At 68.9% G+C, this 15775-nt stretch carries 15 protein-coding genes and 3 tRNA genes; 9 read left to right on the forward strand and 9 right to left on the reverse strand.

Features of this window, described 5'->3' with window-relative positions; genetic code table 11:
- Positions 1 to 30: 30 nt before the first annotated feature.
- The 4 genes from ACZ7OU_RS34700 to ACZ7OU_RS34715 all read left to right on the forward strand — a co-directional run bounded on the left by ACZ7OU_RS34700 (position 31) and on the right by ACZ7OU_RS34715 (position 1225).
- Positions 31 to 103: transfer RNA gene (locus tag ACZ7OU_RS34700), tRNA-Gly, on the forward strand.
- Positions 104 to 127: 24 nt separating this feature from the next.
- Positions 128 to 198 (forward strand) — tRNA-Cys (locus ACZ7OU_RS34705).
- Position 199: 1 nt separating this feature from the next.
- A tRNA-Val gene (locus tag ACZ7OU_RS34710) sits at positions 200 to 274 on the forward strand.
- Positions 275 to 853: 579 nt separating this feature from the next.
- Complete coding sequence (locus tag ACZ7OU_RS34715; protein ID WP_470258448.1) at positions 854 to 1225, forward strand: hypothetical protein; 372 nt, start codon at positions 854 to 856, stop codon at positions 1223 to 1225.
- A 208-nt stretch (positions 1226 to 1433) separates the two neighbouring features.
- Here ACZ7OU_RS34715 and ACZ7OU_RS34720 read toward each other — a convergent pair whose 3' ends face one another.
- Together ACZ7OU_RS34720 and ACZ7OU_RS34725 are read right to left on the reverse strand one after the other, a co-directional pair.
- Positions 1434 to 2180 (reverse strand): barstar family protein, encoded by a 747-nt coding sequence (locus ACZ7OU_RS34720; protein ID WP_470258449.1) that lies wholly within the window; start codon positions 2178 to 2180, stop codon positions 1434 to 1436.
- 51 nt (positions 2181 to 2231) lie between these two features.
- Positions 2232 to 2516 (reverse strand): hypothetical protein, encoded by a 285-nt coding sequence (locus ACZ7OU_RS34725; RefSeq protein ID WP_470258450.1) that lies wholly within the window; start codon positions 2514 to 2516, stop codon positions 2232 to 2234.
- Between the two features lie 171 nt (positions 2517 to 2687).
- Here ACZ7OU_RS34725 and ACZ7OU_RS34730 point away from each other — a divergent pair, with 171 nt between their 5' ends.
- Both ACZ7OU_RS34730 and ACZ7OU_RS34735 read left to right on the forward strand, forming a co-directional pair.
- Positions 2688 to 3275 (forward strand): TetR/AcrR family transcriptional regulator, encoded by a 588-nt coding sequence (locus ACZ7OU_RS34730; RefSeq protein WP_470244668.1) that lies wholly within the window; start codon positions 2688 to 2690, stop codon positions 3273 to 3275.
- A gap of 126 nt (positions 3276 to 3401) precedes the next feature.
- Positions 3402 to 4406, forward strand: coding sequence for an Lrp/AsnC family transcriptional regulator (locus tag ACZ7OU_RS34735; protein WP_470258451.1), 1005 nt, complete (start codon positions 3402 to 3404; stop codon positions 4404 to 4406).
- A gap of 27 nt (positions 4407 to 4433) precedes the next feature.
- Here the strand turns inward: ACZ7OU_RS34735 and ACZ7OU_RS34740 are convergent, their stop codons facing one another.
- Genes ACZ7OU_RS34740 through ACZ7OU_RS34755 form a run of 4 tightly spaced genes read right to left on the reverse strand, consistent with a single transcriptional unit; the run spans position 4434 to position 8017 of the window.
- Complete coding sequence (locus ACZ7OU_RS34740; RefSeq protein ID WP_470258452.1) at positions 4434 to 5651, reverse strand: cytochrome P450; 1218 nt, start codon at positions 5649 to 5651, stop codon at positions 4434 to 4436.
- Positions 5644 to 6243 carry a carboxymuconolactone decarboxylase family protein gene (locus tag ACZ7OU_RS34745; RefSeq protein WP_470258453.1) on the reverse strand — a complete coding sequence of 200 codons (600 nt, stop codon included), beginning with the start codon at positions 6241 to 6243 and terminating at the stop codon, positions 5644 to 5646. Before ACZ7OU_RS34745 ends, ACZ7OU_RS34740 begins: the two co-directional genes overlap by 8 nt.
- The gene (locus ACZ7OU_RS34750) at positions 6240 to 7067 is read right to left on the reverse strand and encodes an ABC transporter permease (RefSeq protein ID WP_470258454.1); all 828 of its coding nucleotides are present in this window, start codon (positions 7065 to 7067) and stop codon (positions 6240 to 6242) included. Before ACZ7OU_RS34750 ends, ACZ7OU_RS34745 begins: the two co-directional genes overlap by 4 nt.
- A gap of 5 nt (positions 7068 to 7072) precedes the next feature.
- The gene (locus tag ACZ7OU_RS34755; RefSeq protein ID WP_470258455.1) at positions 7073 to 8017 is read right to left on the reverse strand and encodes an ATP-binding cassette domain-containing protein; all 945 of its coding nucleotides are present in this window, start codon (positions 8015 to 8017) and stop codon (positions 7073 to 7075) included.
- Between the two features lie 71 nt (positions 8018 to 8088).
- On the opposite strand from ACZ7OU_RS34755, the gene ACZ7OU_RS34760 reads away from it, so the two are divergent.
- On the forward strand, positions 8089 to 8721 hold the full coding sequence (locus ACZ7OU_RS34760; RefSeq protein WP_470258456.1) for a TetR/AcrR family transcriptional regulator: 633 nt from the start codon (positions 8089 to 8091) through the stop codon (positions 8719 to 8721).
- Here the strand turns inward: ACZ7OU_RS34760 and ACZ7OU_RS34765 are convergent.
- Genes ACZ7OU_RS34765 through ACZ7OU_RS34775 form a run of 3 tightly spaced genes read right to left on the reverse strand, consistent with a single transcriptional unit; the run spans position 8709 to position 13027 of the window.
- Positions 8709 to 10163: an MFS transporter gene (locus ACZ7OU_RS34765; RefSeq protein WP_470244674.1), complete on the reverse strand. Its 1455-nt coding sequence runs from the start codon at positions 10161 to 10163 to the stop codon at positions 8709 to 8711. The genes ACZ7OU_RS34760 and ACZ7OU_RS34765 overlap by 13 nt on opposite strands.
- A 9-nt stretch (positions 10164 to 10172) precedes the next feature.
- Entirely contained in the window at positions 10173 to 11747 is a 1575-nt protein-coding gene (locus ACZ7OU_RS34770; protein WP_470258457.1) for an FAD-dependent monooxygenase, read from the reverse strand.
- On the reverse strand, positions 11747 to 13027 hold the full coding sequence (locus ACZ7OU_RS34775) for a metal-dependent hydrolase family protein (protein WP_470244676.1): 1281 nt from the start codon (positions 13025 to 13027) through the stop codon (positions 11747 to 11749). The genes ACZ7OU_RS34770 and ACZ7OU_RS34775 overlap by 1 nt, the downstream gene beginning before the upstream one ends.
- Positions 13028 to 13544: 517 nt before the next feature.
- Here ACZ7OU_RS34775 and ACZ7OU_RS34780 point away from each other — a divergent pair.
- Positions 13545 to 14645 (forward strand): serine hydrolase domain-containing protein, encoded by a 1101-nt coding sequence (locus ACZ7OU_RS34780; RefSeq protein WP_470244677.1) that lies wholly within the window; start codon positions 13545 to 13547, stop codon positions 14643 to 14645.
- Entirely contained in the window at positions 14642 to 15412 is a 771-nt protein-coding gene (locus tag ACZ7OU_RS34785) for an ABC transporter permease (protein ID WP_470244678.1), read from the forward strand. Before ACZ7OU_RS34780 ends, ACZ7OU_RS34785 begins: the two co-directional genes overlap by 4 nt.
- Positions 15413 to 15775: the final 363 nt, after the last annotated feature.

Here is a 15775-nt window from a genome sequence, read left to right on the forward strand (position 1 = left end):
CGGGGATTCGACCCCCTGGAGCTGCGGAGTGCGGATGTAGCGCAGCTGGTAGCGCATCACCTTGCCAAGGTGAGGGTCGCGGGTTCGAATCCCGTCATCCGCTCGGTAGGCTCTCGCAGCCTGGCACGGTGGAGTGGCCGAGAGGCGAGGCAACGGCCTGCAAAGCCGTGTACACGGGTTCGAATCCCGTCTCCACCTCGCGCGATTAGCTCAGCGGGAGAGCGCTTCCCTGACACGGAAGAGGTCACTGGTTCAATCCCAGTATCGCGCACCAAATGTTTTAGCAGGTCAGAAGCCCTGTCCCTCCCCGGAGGGGCAGGGCTTCAGTCGTCAGATGGCGATGAAATGGCGATGGGTCCAGGGCCGGGCTCCAGCCCCCGCCGGGACCGCAGGTGCGGGAACCAGGACACGAGCTTGGACCGCTCCCCCGGATACAGCGCGGCCAGAGACCGCAGCCAGCGCTCCCCTTCATCTGCTGACCCAGCCGCGCCCGCGGGGCGACCTCCGGGATCCCGTCCTCCGTCAGCCACGTGGCGTGCGTATGCCGTCCCTCATGGAAGGTGAAAGTCGGCAGGATCGGCGGGCGCCGCTCCCCCGCCCCGGCGTCCTCCAGCTCGACACCGTCCCACGCCGGCCACCAAGACCGGATCCGGAAGTTCGACCGCCGCCACGGATGCGCCTCCGGAGTGCACATCACAAACGGCTCCCGGTGGCTGTCCATCAGCTCCTCGTAGAGCACCGCGATCCCCGGCGGCAGCGCCACGAACCGAGTTCCCGCAGGGGTTTTCGTCCGCCCCTTCTTCGGCCGCGAGTTCCCCCGCCGCGTCGGCGGCCGCTGGCGACCGTCCAAGTGATGATCATCACTCTTCCGGCCTCCTTTGTAGACTTTCCCGCCAACTTCCTTGAGCAGCGTCCGGATCTCGATGCCACGTCGCTCGGAGTCGTACTCGTGCCGCTGCTGCCCGACGAGCTCACCCCATCGGGCGCCGGTATAGAAATCCATCAGGCACAGCACGAACCCCGACATCCCCAGACCAAGCTCGTAGAGCCGCATCGCCGCCCGCAGCGCCTGCGCCGGAGTGCCTACCAGCCGTTCGGTGTCGTACTCGCCTTTGGACACTCGGACACCGTTGCACGGTTGGCCGGGATCATCCGCGCCCGCACCGCGCCGTTGAGGATGGTCCAGAACAACGCGAAGTACGACGACACCGACGACTCGGCATAGTCCTCATGCAGCGGCCAACGGACTCCCCGCCCTCAACGCGGCTCGCAGCCGTTCACACTGGACGACCAGGTCATCGAGACCCGCGAACCCCATGCCGACCGCAAACTCGTCACCACATCGGGCGGGACCACCCCACTCCACCAGCGCCCGGTCCAGCAGCGCGATCTCCTCCGAGGCAGCAAGTCGCCCGGGATCACGTCGTCCGGAGTCATCGAACCTCGACGACCACGCCGAACTCACCCAAGACAGCCGTGATCGCGCTCACGAACTGCTTCCCCAGCGCCTCTTCAGAGGAGGAGAAGTCTTTCCACAAGAGCCTGACCGGTCGCGTCCCTACCGGACTCGAGCGGAGGCAATCGGCGAGGGCGTCGACATTCGAACCGAAGTAGCCGCCCGGACCGTTAGCAGCTTCGCCCAGCGCACAGTAAAAGCCGGCCTTCGTCACAGTCGATACACCGTCGAGGGTCATCACCTCCGCGTTCCCGTACCTGACAGCACCGTGACCGGTGGCGAACCACGAGTTCCGCACGACGTGCAGCCAAGCCTGGTGGTGGCCGGCCGGGCGTTGAAGCCACTCGCCCGTCCGCAGCGGCCGTCCCGACGCCCACCGCAGCCAAATCCCGGCTGCTTCCGGATACTCACACCGGTCGCCGAAGTACCGGAACGAAACGCGGGGAACTTCGCCCCGCGCGTCCGCAGTACCGGACTCACCGAAAATCACCCCTCCGACGAGGTACTCACCTATTCTTTCGCGCTGTGTGTTCACTACCTCGAGGACCGCGTCCTCGAGGCGCCGCGGAGGTCTCTCACCGAGGCGCGCCCGTAAGAACGCGACTTCCGACGAGTCGTCGCCCGGAGAGACGAAGAAACCGTCCAGCTCTTCGGCCCCGACGAGCAGGTTGCCCCCGCTCCCGTCGACCAGGCGGTACAGCGCACCACTCTCAACGGACTCCACCTGACTCCCCCTTCCCGTCACCGCTGGACGCGCACGACCGCTGCCGACTCCTCAGTTCCTGCCCGAATCAGGGAAGTGTGGCGCGCTGAACCGTTGGATCTTGTCATAGTGGGTCGACGTCCAGCCGTACACCGTCGAGCCGTTGGAGAGCTGCTCGGCAGGCAGTGCCTCGGTGAGCACGGTCGCCAGGTCCTCGCGTGCGATTTCGATGTCGTCGTCGGAGTCGCTCGTTTCCGCGAGCGGCAGTGCGGCGAGAACAGTGCCATCGACGTCGACGAAGACGCTGTTCTCGGTCATCCGCAGCCGCCGGTCGCGAATCTTCGCCAGCAGGCCCATGTTTTCCGCAGCGGCGATCGCGTCACCGCGGACATCGATCGGCGAGCCCGGCTCCGGAGATGAGGATGTCCATGATGATCCCTCCGCCTAAAGCGACTATCCGTCGCTTTAGTGATAAAGTAGCTGACCAGTGAGCAGCTGGGAGGGACACCGAACGGGAAGGTGACACGCATGACCGACACCCGGCGGCCCGGCGGGCGAACCGCCCGCGTGCGCGCACAGGTCCTCCAGGCGACCGTCGAGCTGATCGCACGCGACGGGGTCATGGGGTTTCGATACGAAGAGGTGGCCGATCGCGCCGGCGTGAACAAGGCGAGCGTGTACCGCAACTGGCCCCAGCGCAGCGAGTTGGCCATCGAAGCGCTGAGCCACCGCGCCGACCAGCAGGTCCCGTTCGCCGACACGGGCGACCTGCGCGCCGACCTCATACAGTTCCTGGTGACCTTGGCGGCCGAACTGGACACACCCCTCGGTCGAGCTCTGGCGATCGCGGCGCAGAGCCGCGAACACGAGGCGGTGACTCAGACCGTGCGCGGCGTGTACGAACGCCGTCTGGAACTGGTGCGGGTCCGGCTCGAACGAGCTGCCGAACGCGGCGAGCTACCGCCGGTCGACCCGCTCTTCTTCGCCCAGCTGATTTCCGGCCCGATGCACCCCTTTCCAAGCCGGACCGACGTCCCGTTCGGTCACGCCGAGGCGGAGCGCCTCACCGACGTCGTACTCGCCGGGATCGGGGCCACAGCAAATCAGGGCCATTGACCTGGAGGGTTTGCTCGAAGTCAGTCCAGGAATTCCCATGATTCTTATCACGGGCACGGGGCACAGTTCGGCGACTTCTCATTTCCCTTCGTCCTGAAACTCATGGCACATGAAAGGTGTCAGTCGGTGCCGGCCTACGACGAACTGGATCTGGCCATTGTGGACGCCGTGCGGACCGCCCCCCGCGCGAGCTGGCGGGACCTCGCGCCCGTCCTCGGAGTCGACCCCGCGACCGTGAGCCGCCGGTGGTCGCGCATGCAGGCCGACGGGGTCGCCTGGGTGACCGCCCACCTCGGCGGCCACCTGACGCCGTCGGTCGCGACGGTCGAGATCAGCTGTCTCACCCAGCATTCGACCGACGTGGCGGCCGCACTGGCCGAGGACGCCGAGGCGGCGACGGTGAAGCTGACGGCCGGGGCCCGGGACCTGGTGGTGCTGGCCCAGGCCCCGGATTTCGAGGCGCTGGCCGGCTACCTGCTCGACCGGGTCGGTCACGTTGCCGGGGTGCGAGACGTCCGCAGCCACATGGTGATGCACTCTGCCGTCGACGCGAGCCAGTGGCGGGAGGGTGCACTCGACCTCGATCAGCGGCGGCAGCTGCACTCGCCGCCGCCGACCGGGACGGTGCGGCGAGCGGCCCTCGATCCGACCGACCACCGAATCCTGCGCGCGCTCAGCCTCGACGGCCGCGCGGCGTTCGAACAGCTGGCCACCTACGCGGGCATCGGCCCGGTCGCCGTCCGCCGACGGCTGGCCCGCATGGAAGGCGCCGGGCTCGTGACCTACCGATGCGACATTTCCCCGCACCTGTCCGGGCGCACGGTGCACACCGTCTTTTTCTGCTCGATCGGGGTGACCAAGCTCGCCGAGGCCGAGCAGTGCATCCGGGAGTTGCAGGGTGTCCGATCCTGCAATGTCGTTTCCGGGCCGTGCAACCTGGTCGTCGACGCGTCGTTGCGCTCGATCTCCGAGGCTCACGACCTCGAGCGCCAGATGAGCCAGGCGCTGCCGGCGTTGCGTGTCCACGATCGGGTGATGGTCCTGCGCATGATCAAGCTCCTCGGTCGGGTTCTGGATGCCGACGGCAGGTCGGTCCGGTCCGTGCCCTTGCTGGCCGAGGCGGCCGAGTAGGGGGCGGTCACACCCTCATCGACATCGTCACCAGGTCACCGGCAGCCGGTACAGGCCGTAGATGTTCGCATCGTCCTTGAACGGCAGCTCGTCCACCTCCGCGGCCAGCGCCAGCGTCGGCATACGCCGGAACAGCGTGTCGAACACGATCTGCAGTTCCATCCGGGCGAGGTTCTGGCCGAGGCACTGGTGCGGGCCGAAACCGAACGCGACATGGTGACGCGCGCCGCGCGCAACGTCCAGCTCGTCGGGATTGGCGAACGCCCGCGGGTCGCGGTTGGCCGAGAAACCGAGCGCCAGCACCCCCTCCCCCGCACGGATCCGCTGCCCGCCGACCTCGACGTCCTCCACGCACAGCCGCGCCATGCTGTCGCCGATCGTCCAGTAGCGCAGCAACTCCTCCACCGCCTCGAGCGTCAGGCCCGGCTCGGCCCTGATCGCCGCGAGCTGCTCCGGGTGCCGCAGAAAAGCCAGTGTTGACAACGAGATCATGTTCGCGGTCGTCTCGTGCCCGGCGGCGAGCAGCAGAAAGCCCGTCGCCGCCAGCGAAGCTCGCCGGTAGCCACCGTCCGCGCGGAGCTTGACGATCTGCCGCCCGAGCAGGTCGTCCGGCGGATTCTTTTCCTTCTCCGCGATGAGACCGATCAGATAGCCGTGCACGGTCTCCAGCGCCAGCCGTCGGTCCGCCGCGGCGGTATCGCGGTTGATCAGCTTCGCGGTGCTCTCTTCGAAAAAACCGTGATCCGCATACGGCACTCCGAGAAGCTCGCAAATCACCAGCGACGGCACCGGCAGCGACAGCGACTCGACCAAATCAGCCGGCCTCGGCCCGGCCAGCAGCACATCGATCCGGTCGTCGACGATCCGCTGAACCCGCGGCCGCAACGCCTCCATCCGGCGCACCGTGAACTCGCCGAGCACGGCCCTGCGCGCCGCCCCGTGCTCGGGCGCGTCCATCGCGACCATCGTGCGCTCACCCTGCTGCCGGACCGCCCCTCCGCCTTTGACCCGCTGCGGAAAGTCCGGGTGCTGCCGGTCGGCACTGAACCGGCGATCGTTCAGCACCATCCGGACATCCTCGTGCCGGCTGATCACCCACGCCCACCCGCCATCAGGCAACCGGACCTTCGAGACCCGCTCACCATCCCGGATCTCCTCGTATTCCCGCGGCACGGTGAACGGACACCCTCGGTTCACCGGAAAGTCGCGAATACGACCTGCAGCACTTCCGACGAAGTCAGACACTGGACTCCCGTTCACGTTCGGCGTCGACCGGTACCGGGACGTCGTAGGCATTGAGAACCATCGAAATGCTCGCATACTGCGCGATCAGGAAGACGAGTTCAGCGGTACCGAGTTCACCGAAGCAATCGACGGCGGCTCGGTACAGCTCTTCCGGCATCGGGCCGCCGGTGTGAAGGTGAGCCGCCACGTCGTGCGCCACGGTCTCCTCCGGCGTCAGATCGGTCGGACGTCGTCCGGCGACCAGGGTGGCGACAACGTGGCCGGAAAGCCCGACCGCCAGCGCGATCCTGCTGTGTGAATAGACCTCGTACGCCGCACCGTAACGGGCTCCGATGGCGAGGGTGGCGACCTCGCGCGCCCGCGCCGGCAGCACGCTGCCGCCGGTGACCGAGGTGAACCACTCCAGCAACGGCTTGGCGAGTTCGGGAAAGCGAAGCATCACGGGAAAGGGGCCGATCAGCGCCCCGCTGTCATCCGTCGTGGTGAACGGCGGGTGGAGTCCCGCCAGCATCCCGCGCACGTGCTGATCCAGCGAACGCTGCTCGTCGGACAGGTCACCGGGTTTGATCGGGGGCATCCGCACGGCGATCACACGTCCCGGGTACGGATCACCCAGTGGGCGGCGACGCTGACGGCCGCCGTCGCCACGAGCAGGATCGAGATCCCGAGGCCGGGTGCGACCGCACCGTCGGCCGGGACCACCGCGTAGGCGGCCTGGCCGGCGATGAACGGCCAGAACCGCCCGAACGCCTCACCGATGGCTCCCGGGATGCCGGGGGCGAGGGCGGGCACGAGGAGGAGGGCGCCGACGAGCACGGCGAGGCTGCCCGTACTCGACCGCGTCAGCACGCCGACGGCCACCCCGGCGAGGGCGACCGCGGTCAGATAGAGCGTGGCCGCGCCGAGGGCGCCGAGCACGCCCGGATCGCCGAGTCCTGCAGCAGGCAGCCCGGCTCCGTGCAGCATCAGCTGGACCACGCCGAAGCTGATCAGCGTGGTGAGCAGACTGGTGACCAGCGCGACTGCCGCCACGACGAACGTCTTCGCGGCGAGGAGACGGGACCGCGCCGGCACCATGGCGATGCTGCTGCCGATCATTCCGCTGCTGTGTTCGGGCGTGATGCTGAACGCGCCGAGCATGCCGATGAGCAGCTGCGCGAAGAGGAATCCCTTCAGGCTGCTCGCGGTCGGATCCCAGCCGGCGGGCAGGTCCGACGGTTCGCCCCCGAGGAGGTCGGAAACGCCGAGCGTGCTGAGCGCGACCCCCGAGGCGATGGCGCTGAACGCGATGATCCACGTGGTGCGGACGCTGCGAAGCTTGGTCCACTCGGAGCGGAGCATGTTCGCGGTGGGCCAGAAGCCCCAGTTGATACGCGTGCCGCGAGAGGTGTTCGCTTTCGTCCGGCGGAGAGTCATGGTTTTCATGCGGCCTGGCTTTCGAACTCGGTGACGTCGTGGGTGAGCCGGAGGAACACGTCCTCGAGGGACTCGCGTACCCAGGCAAGCTCGTCGAGCGCGATCCCGTCAGCCGCGGCGATCTTGCCGACGAGGGCCGGGTCGGCGCCGGCGACGAGCAGGTTTCCCTTCTCACTCCGCTCGAACGCGATCTCCGCCCGGTTCAGTGCGCGCCCGAGCTCGTCGAGCGTGGGCGAAGAGACCGTGACCGTCCGCGTCGTGTGCGCGAGGACGAAGTCGTCGAGCGTCGACTCGGCGACGAGCCTGCCCTGAGCGATCACGACAAGGTTGTCCGCGGTCAGCTCCATTTCGGACATCAGGTGGCTGGAGAAGAGGATCGTGCGGCCCTCCGCCGCCAGGTTCCGCAGCAGGGTGCGGGCCCACCGGACGCCTTCGGGGTCCAGGCCGTTGAGCGGCTCGTCGAAGACCAGGACGGCCGGGTCGCCGAGCAGGGCCGTCGCGATGCCGAGACGCTGGTTCATCCCCAGCGAGAACTCCCCCGCCCGGCGCTGGGCCGCGCCGGTCAGCCCCACGAGGTCGAGCACCTCGGCCACCCGCGGCCGGCCGAGGCCCGCCGCCTGGGCGAACGCGAGGAGGTGATCGAAAGCTGTGCGCTGGGGATGAACGGCCCGTGCGTCGAGCAGCGCACCGATGGTGCGCGGCGGGTCGTCGAGCTCGGTGATCCGACGGCCGCCGATCGTGATCGTGCCCGCGGTGGGTTCGGTCAGCCCCAGCAGCATCCGCATCGTCGTGCTCTTGCCGGCTCCGTTCGGCCCGAGGAAGCCGGTGACGGCCCCCGGTTCGGCGGTGAACGACAGGTCGTCGACCACGGTCGCGCTGCCGTACCGCTTGGTCAGGCCGCTCGCCCGGATGGCGACGCCACCCCTCTGCACCCTGGTGGATTCAGCCATGCGAGTGCTCCCTTCGTCAAAATTCACACTACACGGTGTAGTTTTCAATGGGCTGAGAAGACGGTGAGAAGATGACCTCGATGAAGACGACCGAGCAGACCCCGGGCCGACGGCGGCGATCCGAAAGCAAGCAGGCCGCCATCCTCGACGCCGCCGAGCGGCTCTTCGTCGCCGATGGCTACGAACCCACCAGTGTCGACGCCATCGCCGCGCGGGCCCAGGTGTCCAAACGCACCGTCTACGACCACTTCGGCGACAAGGCGGCGCTGTTCGAGAGCGTCCTGGCGCGGGTGCACGAGAACGTCACCGCGACCGTGCGCGAGGCTGTCGACCAGGAACTCACCGACGACCGAGACCTGAGCGAGGCGCTGACCGCTTTCGCGATGCGCGTGGTGACGCGGGCTTTCCCCTCCTCGAGCTACGTCGCCCACCGGCGACTGACCTCGCAAGGCCCGTCGGCGCCGCGATTGCCCGAGGCCGTGGACGAGCAACCCGAACGCTTGCTGGCCGAGCGGTTCGCCCAGCTCGCCGCCGCCGGCACGCTCCGGGTCCCCGACCCGCGACGTGCCACGAAGCACTTCACCGCCCTGACGATTCTTCTGGCGCTGGAAGCACTTCGGGACACCCCGGAGGAAGCGGAGGCGGAGATCCCGGCGATCATCGCCGATGGAGTCGACGCCTTCCTCCGCGCCTACCGGAGCTGAACGTCACGGCGCCCGGTTCCCCGTTGGGTCCGCACCAGCAGCACGGCCGGTACCCCGGCGATCACGAACGCGGCCAGCCCGATCCCGACGTAGGTGAACACGCCCGTGGCCGAGTTCAGCGAAACCCCGCCGACGGTCACCCGGTGGGACTTCAGGACCGCCGCGCCGATGAAGTTGAGGAACACCGAGCCGAGCGCGACCATGACCATGACCTGGCTGGACACGGTGGCCTGGCGATCGGCCGGCACCAAGATGCCCGCCATGTTGAAGCCCGACGTCACAAGGGTCCCCGCGGTGAGGCTCAGCATGAAGGAGCAGACGACGGCGAGCGGCAGCGAGTCCGCTCCGACGAACAACCCCAGGGTCGCGACCGTCCCGAGGGCCACCCCCGCGGCCAGTACCGGCGCCGGGCCGGTCCGGGTCGAGATCGCTCCCGCCAGCGTGCCCCCGAGCACGATCCCGATCGACGGCAGCCCGAGCAGCAGCCCGATCGCCGCGCCTCCGGCGCCGGCGAGCCCGTAGCCGAGTCCCTGGTCCGGCGACACGTCACTGAGCAGGCTGAACAGCTGCAGCATGCTTTGGTAGGCGCCGGTTCCGAGGACGACCACCAGCAGCGTGAGGATCAGCGGGCGACCGAGGTGGTGGACGTCGACCACGGGCTCGGGCACCCGCCGCGACAGCGGGTACCAGACGCCGAGCGCCGCGAGTCCGGCCAGCAGGAGCGGCAGCGCGCCGACCCAGCCGTACTCCGACCCGAAGCTGATGTAGGCGACCGTCAGCGCCAGGCCACCGCCGAGCAGCAGCGCCCCGCGCACGTCGATCCGGCCCGGGGTCCGGATCAGCGACTCCGGGAGCAGGAAGCGGACCAGAACCGCCGTGACGACGGCCAGGATCCCGGCCACGACGAAGACCACCTGGTAGCCGTACTCGTCGCCGAGGTAGTGGAACAGGAACGTCGTCCCGATGCTGAAGATCGCGTTACCGGTCGTCACGACTCCGGTGACGACCATCCCGAGCCGCGGCGCGCAGATGTCCTTGACGATGCCGACGGTGAGGAACAACGACGCGACCGCGGCTCCCTGGATCATCCGCCCGACGACGAACACCCAGATGGTCGGCGCGAGCAGGCACACGAGGGCACCCACCGCCGCGACGACCAAGGTCAGGACCAGGGTCCGGCGTTTGCCGGAGCGGTCGGCGATCTTCCCCAGCAGCGGTGACCACATCGCTCCCGCCAGCATCGCGCTCGAGTTCAGCCACGCCGGCTCGTCGGTCCCGAAATGGCCGAGCATCTGGGGCAGCACGACGATCGGCGCGGTGATCACGGTGTCCACCATGACGTTCACCAGCAGCAAGACCGCCGTCTGGCCGACGAGCAACCGGGTCCATCGCAGGTGCAGCCGGCTGCCCGGCGCCGCGGTGGCGGTACTGGTTTCTTCCACGGTGGGCTCCTAGTCGGGCCGGACGGTGGTGCCGATCGAGCGGAACGGCGCCAGATGGTTGATGAGGTCCATTTCCCGGTCCGCGGGAATACGAGCCAGCAGATAGCCGTCGGGCCGCACGAGGATCAGCTCTCCGGCGTAGGGCTGGTAGACGCACTCGAACTCCCCCTTGGCGTCGACGATCGGGCTGCCGGGGCCCGGGCCGATCCGGTGCACGTGCAGGTGGGTCGGTTTGGCGTTGTCGAAGATGACCGGTGCGGTGTGGTCCCACACGAACAGCGAGTAGTGCATGCCGCGCAGGAGGTCGAACAGACCGCCACGGCCCTCTCCGCCCTCCAGGCCCGTCACGTTGGGCGCCCGGTCGCCGGGCTGAGGGCCGGAGATGACTTCGCTGCCGCCGCGAAAGGTCATCCGGCTGTCGCGGTAGTGGATGCCCAGGCCGGTGTTCATCTTCCCGTCTCCGATGCCGGCGAGCGCGGAACCGAGTTCCTCCTCGCCGCCGCCGGCCGCCGCCATGGCCTTGGCCATCTTGTCCGTGCTCATGGCGAGCACTCGGCGGGCAACCGGGACCCGTTCTTCGCTGTAGGTGTCCAGCAGCGTCGACAACGCACCGTTGAGAATGCTGTCCATTTTGAAGCCGAGGTTGTAGGCGTCCTGGATGCCGGTGTTCATGCCCTGGCCGCCGGCGGCGGAATGCACGTGGGCGGCATCGCCGGCGAGCAGAACGCGGCCCTTGCGGTAGGTCTGCACCATGCGGACGTTGATCAGGTACACCGACAGCCAGCTGGCGCTGGTGAGGACGACGGTGCCCGTTCCGGCCCGGTCGTCGAACAGCTGCTGGTAGAACTCCAGCGACGGCACGCCGGGAACATCCCCGGGCAGGATGGGGCTCTGGAACTGCCACACATCGTCGCCGAGCGGAGTGAGGCCGAGCATCCCCCGCTCGGAGGGCCAGATGTGCATGCGGCCTCGGTCGAGGTCCGAGCCCACGGTGACATCGCCGAGGTACCAACGCTGTTCGTCGTAGGTCTTGCCCAGCAGGGGAAGCCCGGCGTACTTGCGGGTGCTGCTCTTGCCGCCGTCGGCGCCCACGACGTAGCGGGCTCGCGCGGTCCGCGCGCCGTCACCGGTGTGCAGCGCGACGGTGACCCCGTCGTCGTCCTGCTCGAACCCGGTCACCTCACTCCCGAACTCGACGGCTCCGCCGAGCTCTTCGAGCCGCTGCCGCAGCGCGTGCTCGACGTGGAACTGCCCGATCCACAACGGATCCGGGTAGGGAGTGTGCGCGGAGTCGTCCGCCGGGACCGAGATCGGCGGCTTGTCCACGACCGCGCCGGAGGGCTCGTGGAACCGCATCGGCAGCTTGGCGACACCGTGGCGCAGGACGTGGTCCACCGCCCCCAGGTCGTCGAGCACCTCCAGCGAGCGCGGCTGGATGGTCTTGGCCCGGCTGGCGCGGTTGGGCACCTGGGCCTGCTCGAGGATCCGGACCGCGAAGCCGCGGCGGGTCAGGTCGCACGTGAGGGTGAGCCCGGTGGGCCCGGCTCCGATGACGATGACGTCGATGCTCGGGTGCTCGGTCATTAGGTCCTTTCCAGAAGCGGTGAAGCTGCGAGAGGCTGCACCGACAGAAGGTTCTTGCGTACGACTCCCTGCTGGGCGACGACGACGATGTTTTCCGGCACCGACAGCACGGTGATGTCCCGCAGCGGGTCGCCCGCGCAGAGCACCAGATCGGCGAGCATGCCGGGGCGCAGAGTGCCCAGCCGGTCATCGACCCCGAGCAGCCGGGCACTGTTCACCGTCGCGGCGCGGACGGCGTCCATCGGGCTCATGCCGAGCTCGACCAGATGCGCCAGCTCGGCGAGGTTGTTCCCGTGCGGGGCGATTCCCGCATCAGTGCCCGCTGCGATGTTCACCTTCCGTTCGATGGCAGCGGCAATGTTTTCCTTGGCGATCTCGTTCCAGCGCCGCTTCTTCTCGTAGCGCCACGGCGAAGTCGTGCCCCGTTCCAGCGGCCGGAAGACTGTTTCCAGAGTGGGGACGAGGAACGCCCCGCGCTCGCCCAGCAGGTCACAGCCCTGGTCGTCGATGCCGAAACCGTGTTCGACCGAGCGGACACCACCGCGGATCGCGGCGAGAACTCCGGCCCGCCCCTGCGCGTGCGCCGCGACCACGCGGCCCCGGTGCCGGCGTGCTTCGTCCACGACGGCGGCGACTTCCTCCTCCAGAAGATCCTCGTCGTCGGGGTCGTCCGTCGCGCTGCTGATGCCGCCGGTGGTGCAGATCTTGACGACGTCGGCGCCGGCGCGCAGCATCCGACGCGCCGCGAGCCGCACCTCGGACACGTCGTCGGCCAGCACGCAGAAGTCGAAGTCGAGATGCAGGCCGCTGGGCAGCGTGCTGTCCGCGTGGCCACCGGTGTGGCTGATGATGCCGACCGACACCTGCAGCCGCGGCCCGGCCAGTTCGCCGCCGGAGACGGCGTCGCGGTAGGCCGCGGGCAAGGCTCCCAGGTCACGCGCCGAGGTGATGCCCGCATCCAGCGTCAGCCGCATCCGCCGCACGGTCCCGAGCACCCGCATCACGTCGTTCGTCGTGAGCGCCTGTTCCACCACCGACTGCTCCGACGGCATTCCGAGGTGGACGTGGCAATCGAAGAACCCGGGCAACAGCGTGCCACCCCGGCCGTCGATGACCGGAACACCCAGTGGCGGCGGCGGTGCCTCGCTCGCCGGGCCGGCATAGGTGATCCGTCCGTCTTCATCGGCCTGCAGCACGGCGTCGGGCACTGCGGTGTCCTCCACACCGTCAACGAGACTGACGTTGTGCACCCTCAGTGCCGCTGTGCGGTCCAAGTTCATGATCCCGAACGCTACGGCGACGTTCCCACCGACCATGGATATCGCAAGTTTCCTTCATGCGAGCCCGCCGTCGCGCATGAAACCGACTGCCTGTTCCGCCGTTCAGTGTCAAGAAGCCGGCCACGCAACGGAGCAAACCTCAGGCAGCCGACCAAAGGGGGTGCAGTCCATCGGAGATTTCGGGCCGGGTCAGTCGTAGGCCCCCTCGACCGTCCGCTGTGGATTCGGGTCCGATGCGACGGCCAAGCTCAGTGCTCTGTCGCTGTCTTCCCCCATGGCGACCCGAGCTGGACGTCATCAAGCAGCTCGCCCCTCCCCGGGCCGGAGGGTCGGTGGCGAACTCGGCGGTCTGCTACGCGCTCTGGATCTGTCACGCCGACCCGGTGAAGTGGAACCTGCCGGTGCCGACGGTGCCGGAGCCGACCGGCTCCGGGAGGTCCGGTAGGGATCATCCCGGATGTCCCGGGCCGGGTCCCGCCAAGACACTGGTTGCCACACCGACCCGAGGACGAATCACTTGAGACAGCCAGGAATCAGGTTCAGCGCGCTGGCTCTCGCCGGCATCACAGGTCTGTCGCTCACCATGACCGGGACCGCAGTCGCGGGCGGCGGTCCCGACCGGCACCGGATCGTCCGGGCACTGGATCTGATGACCACGACGGGAGCCGCGGGCGCCCAGGTCAGGATCGCCGCCGGCGGCCGGGAGTTCACCGCACGCAGCGGCGTCGCCCAGCTGGGGTCGCCGGAGGGCGTTCCCGTGAACGGGCGGTTCCGGATCGCCAGCGTCACCAAGACCTTCACCGCCACCGTCATCCTCCAGCTCGCCGGCGAGCGACGGCTCACCCTCGACGACCCCGTGTCCCGGCACCTGCCCGGCCTGCTGCCCGACGGCGACCGGATCACCGTCCGCATGCTGCTGCAGCACAGCAGCGGCCTCCGCGACTACTCCGACGACCTCACCGGCGACCCGGCCGAGCTCCAGCGGCACTGGGACCCCCGCGACCTGGTGGCCATGGCCACCGCTCATCCCCTGAACTTCCCGCCCGGCACCGCGTCGAGGTACTCCAACACCGACTACATCGTCGCCGGGCTGCTGGTCGAACACCTCACCGGCCGGCACTGGGCGACTGCCGTCCGGGACCGGGTCCTCCGCCCGCTCGGCCTCCACGACACCACCCTGCCCGGCGACCGCACCACCATCCCCGGCCCGCACGCCCACGGCTACGCACCCCGCGACGGCGCACTCGTCGACGTCACCGCGATGAACCCGTCCGTCGGCTGGGCCGCCGGCGAAATCATCTCCACCACCGCCGACCTGGACACCTTCACCGAAGCCCTGTTCGGCGGCCGGCTGCTCGCACCCGCACAGCTCACCGACATGACCACGGTGTCCCCGGTCGGCGCCTACGGCCTGGGCCTGAGCACCAACGTGCTCCCCTGCGGCTTGCGGGTGTGGGGCCACACCGGCGACGTGCCCGGCTACGACACCCTGCTGGCCACCACCCCTGATGGCAAAACCCGCCTGCAGCTGTCCTTGACCACCGCGACCCGGCAGATACCGCTGCAGGGCTACCACGAACTCGTCGACGAAGTCTTCTGCGGACAAGGAAACCCATGACCCTGCTCGCCGTCGAGCGCATCAAGTTGCGCTCCACGCGTTCGCCCTGGTGGTGTGCGCTGGCCGCCACGGTCGTGAGCGTCGGCTTCGCGGCCCTCATCGCCGGCACCCGGGAAGACGCCGAGTTCACCGCCACCGTGGCCTCGACCCAGTACGGCTACGACTTCGGCGTGGCCGTGATCATGGTGCTGGCCGCGTTGTCGGTGACCACCGAATACCGCTTCGGCACGATGCGTACGACCTTCCAGGCGGTACCGCGGCGCACCCCGGCACTGCTCGCCAAGACCGCGGTGGTGGCCCTGCTCGCCCTGGCCATCGGCGAGGTCAGCGCGTTCGGCTCGTGGTTCGCGGCCACGTTGCTGCAACCCCGGGCCGATCTCGCACTGGACAGCGGCGCGGACTGGATCACCGTGAGCGGTGTCGGCGTTCTGTACGCACTGGCCGCCGTCATCGCGGTCGCGGTGGCCACCTTGCTCCGCCACGGCGCCGGGACGATCGCGTTGCTGCTGGTTTACGCGTTCGCCGCCGAAAAACTGGTCCGGATCGTCCCCGGTGTGGGTGAGAACATCCACCAGTGGCTGCCGCTCAACGTGGCCCGGAAGTTCCTCACCGGCACCGGAGGGTCGAATGCGCGCGCCCATGGAGCGGGGCCGGTGTCGTTGTCCACCGCGCCGCTGGATCAGGGCTGGGCGCTGGCCTACTTCGCCGCGGTCGCTTTCGGCCTGCTCGCAGTCGCGATCACCGTGGCGAAAAACCGCGACGCCTGATTCGCGGCCGTCGAGCCCGGAGCCGGCTTCCGGTCCTGACCGCTGGCGGCGGTTCAGCTGGAGCGCCAACCTGCCCGACAAGTCCGGCGCGGCGGCGTTCTCGGCTCGGGTCGGAGCGCCGCGCACGCCGGCGGGCCCATGTCCGCACCAGGAAGCCGCCGGGCTGCACATCGGACCCGGTTCGGGTTGATCAGGCTTACCGGCGCCGTGGGTTCGGCAGCGTCCTCATCGGACGCCCTCTCCCGAGGTGCCCCGGACCGAGCAGCTTCGACGACCCGTGACCGCACCCCTCGATGTGGTGACCGCGACCATGTCCGAGGCGTGCGGGACGTGGCCGGCGCACATTGCCCCGGCTCGCCCGGT

This window comes from Amycolatopsis sp. NPDC114505 (assembly GCF_055633615.1).

Bases quoted from the DNA above. Each gene is read 5' to 3' on its own strand.
- ACZ7OU_RS34775 (WP_470244676.1), bottom strand. From the start codon at position 13,027: ATGAACTTGGACCGCACAGCGGCACTGAGGGTGCACAACGTCAGTCTC.
- ACZ7OU_RS34725 (WP_470258450.1), bottom strand. From the start codon at position 2,516: ATGGGCCTGCTGGCGAAGATTCGCGACCGGCGGCTGCGGATGACCGAG.
- ACZ7OU_RS34715 (WP_470258448.1), top strand. From the start codon at position 854: ATGATCATCACTCTTCCGGCCTCCTTTGTAGACTTTCCCGCCAACTTC.
- ACZ7OU_RS34730 (WP_470244668.1), top strand. From the start codon at position 2,688: ATGACCGACACCCGGCGGCCCGGCGGGCGAACCGCCCGCGTGCGCGCA.
- ACZ7OU_RS34770 (WP_470258457.1), bottom strand. From the start codon at position 11,747: ATGACCGAGCACCCGAGCATCGACGTCATCGTCATCGGAGCCGGGCCC.
- ACZ7OU_RS34760 (WP_470258456.1), top strand. From the start codon at position 8,089: ATGACCTCGATGAAGACGACCGAGCAGACCCCGGGCCGACGGCGGCGA.
- ACZ7OU_RS34785 (WP_470244678.1), top strand. From the start codon at position 14,642: ATGACCCTGCTCGCCGTCGAGCGCATCAAGTTGCGCTCCACGCGTTCG.
- ACZ7OU_RS34755 (WP_470258455.1), bottom strand. From the start codon at position 8,017: ATGGCTGAATCCACCAGGGTGCAGAGGGGTGGCGTCGCCATCCGGGCG.
- ACZ7OU_RS34750 (WP_470258454.1), bottom strand. From the start codon at position 7,067: ATGACTCTCCGCCGGACGAAAGCGAACACCTCTCGCGGCACGCGTATC.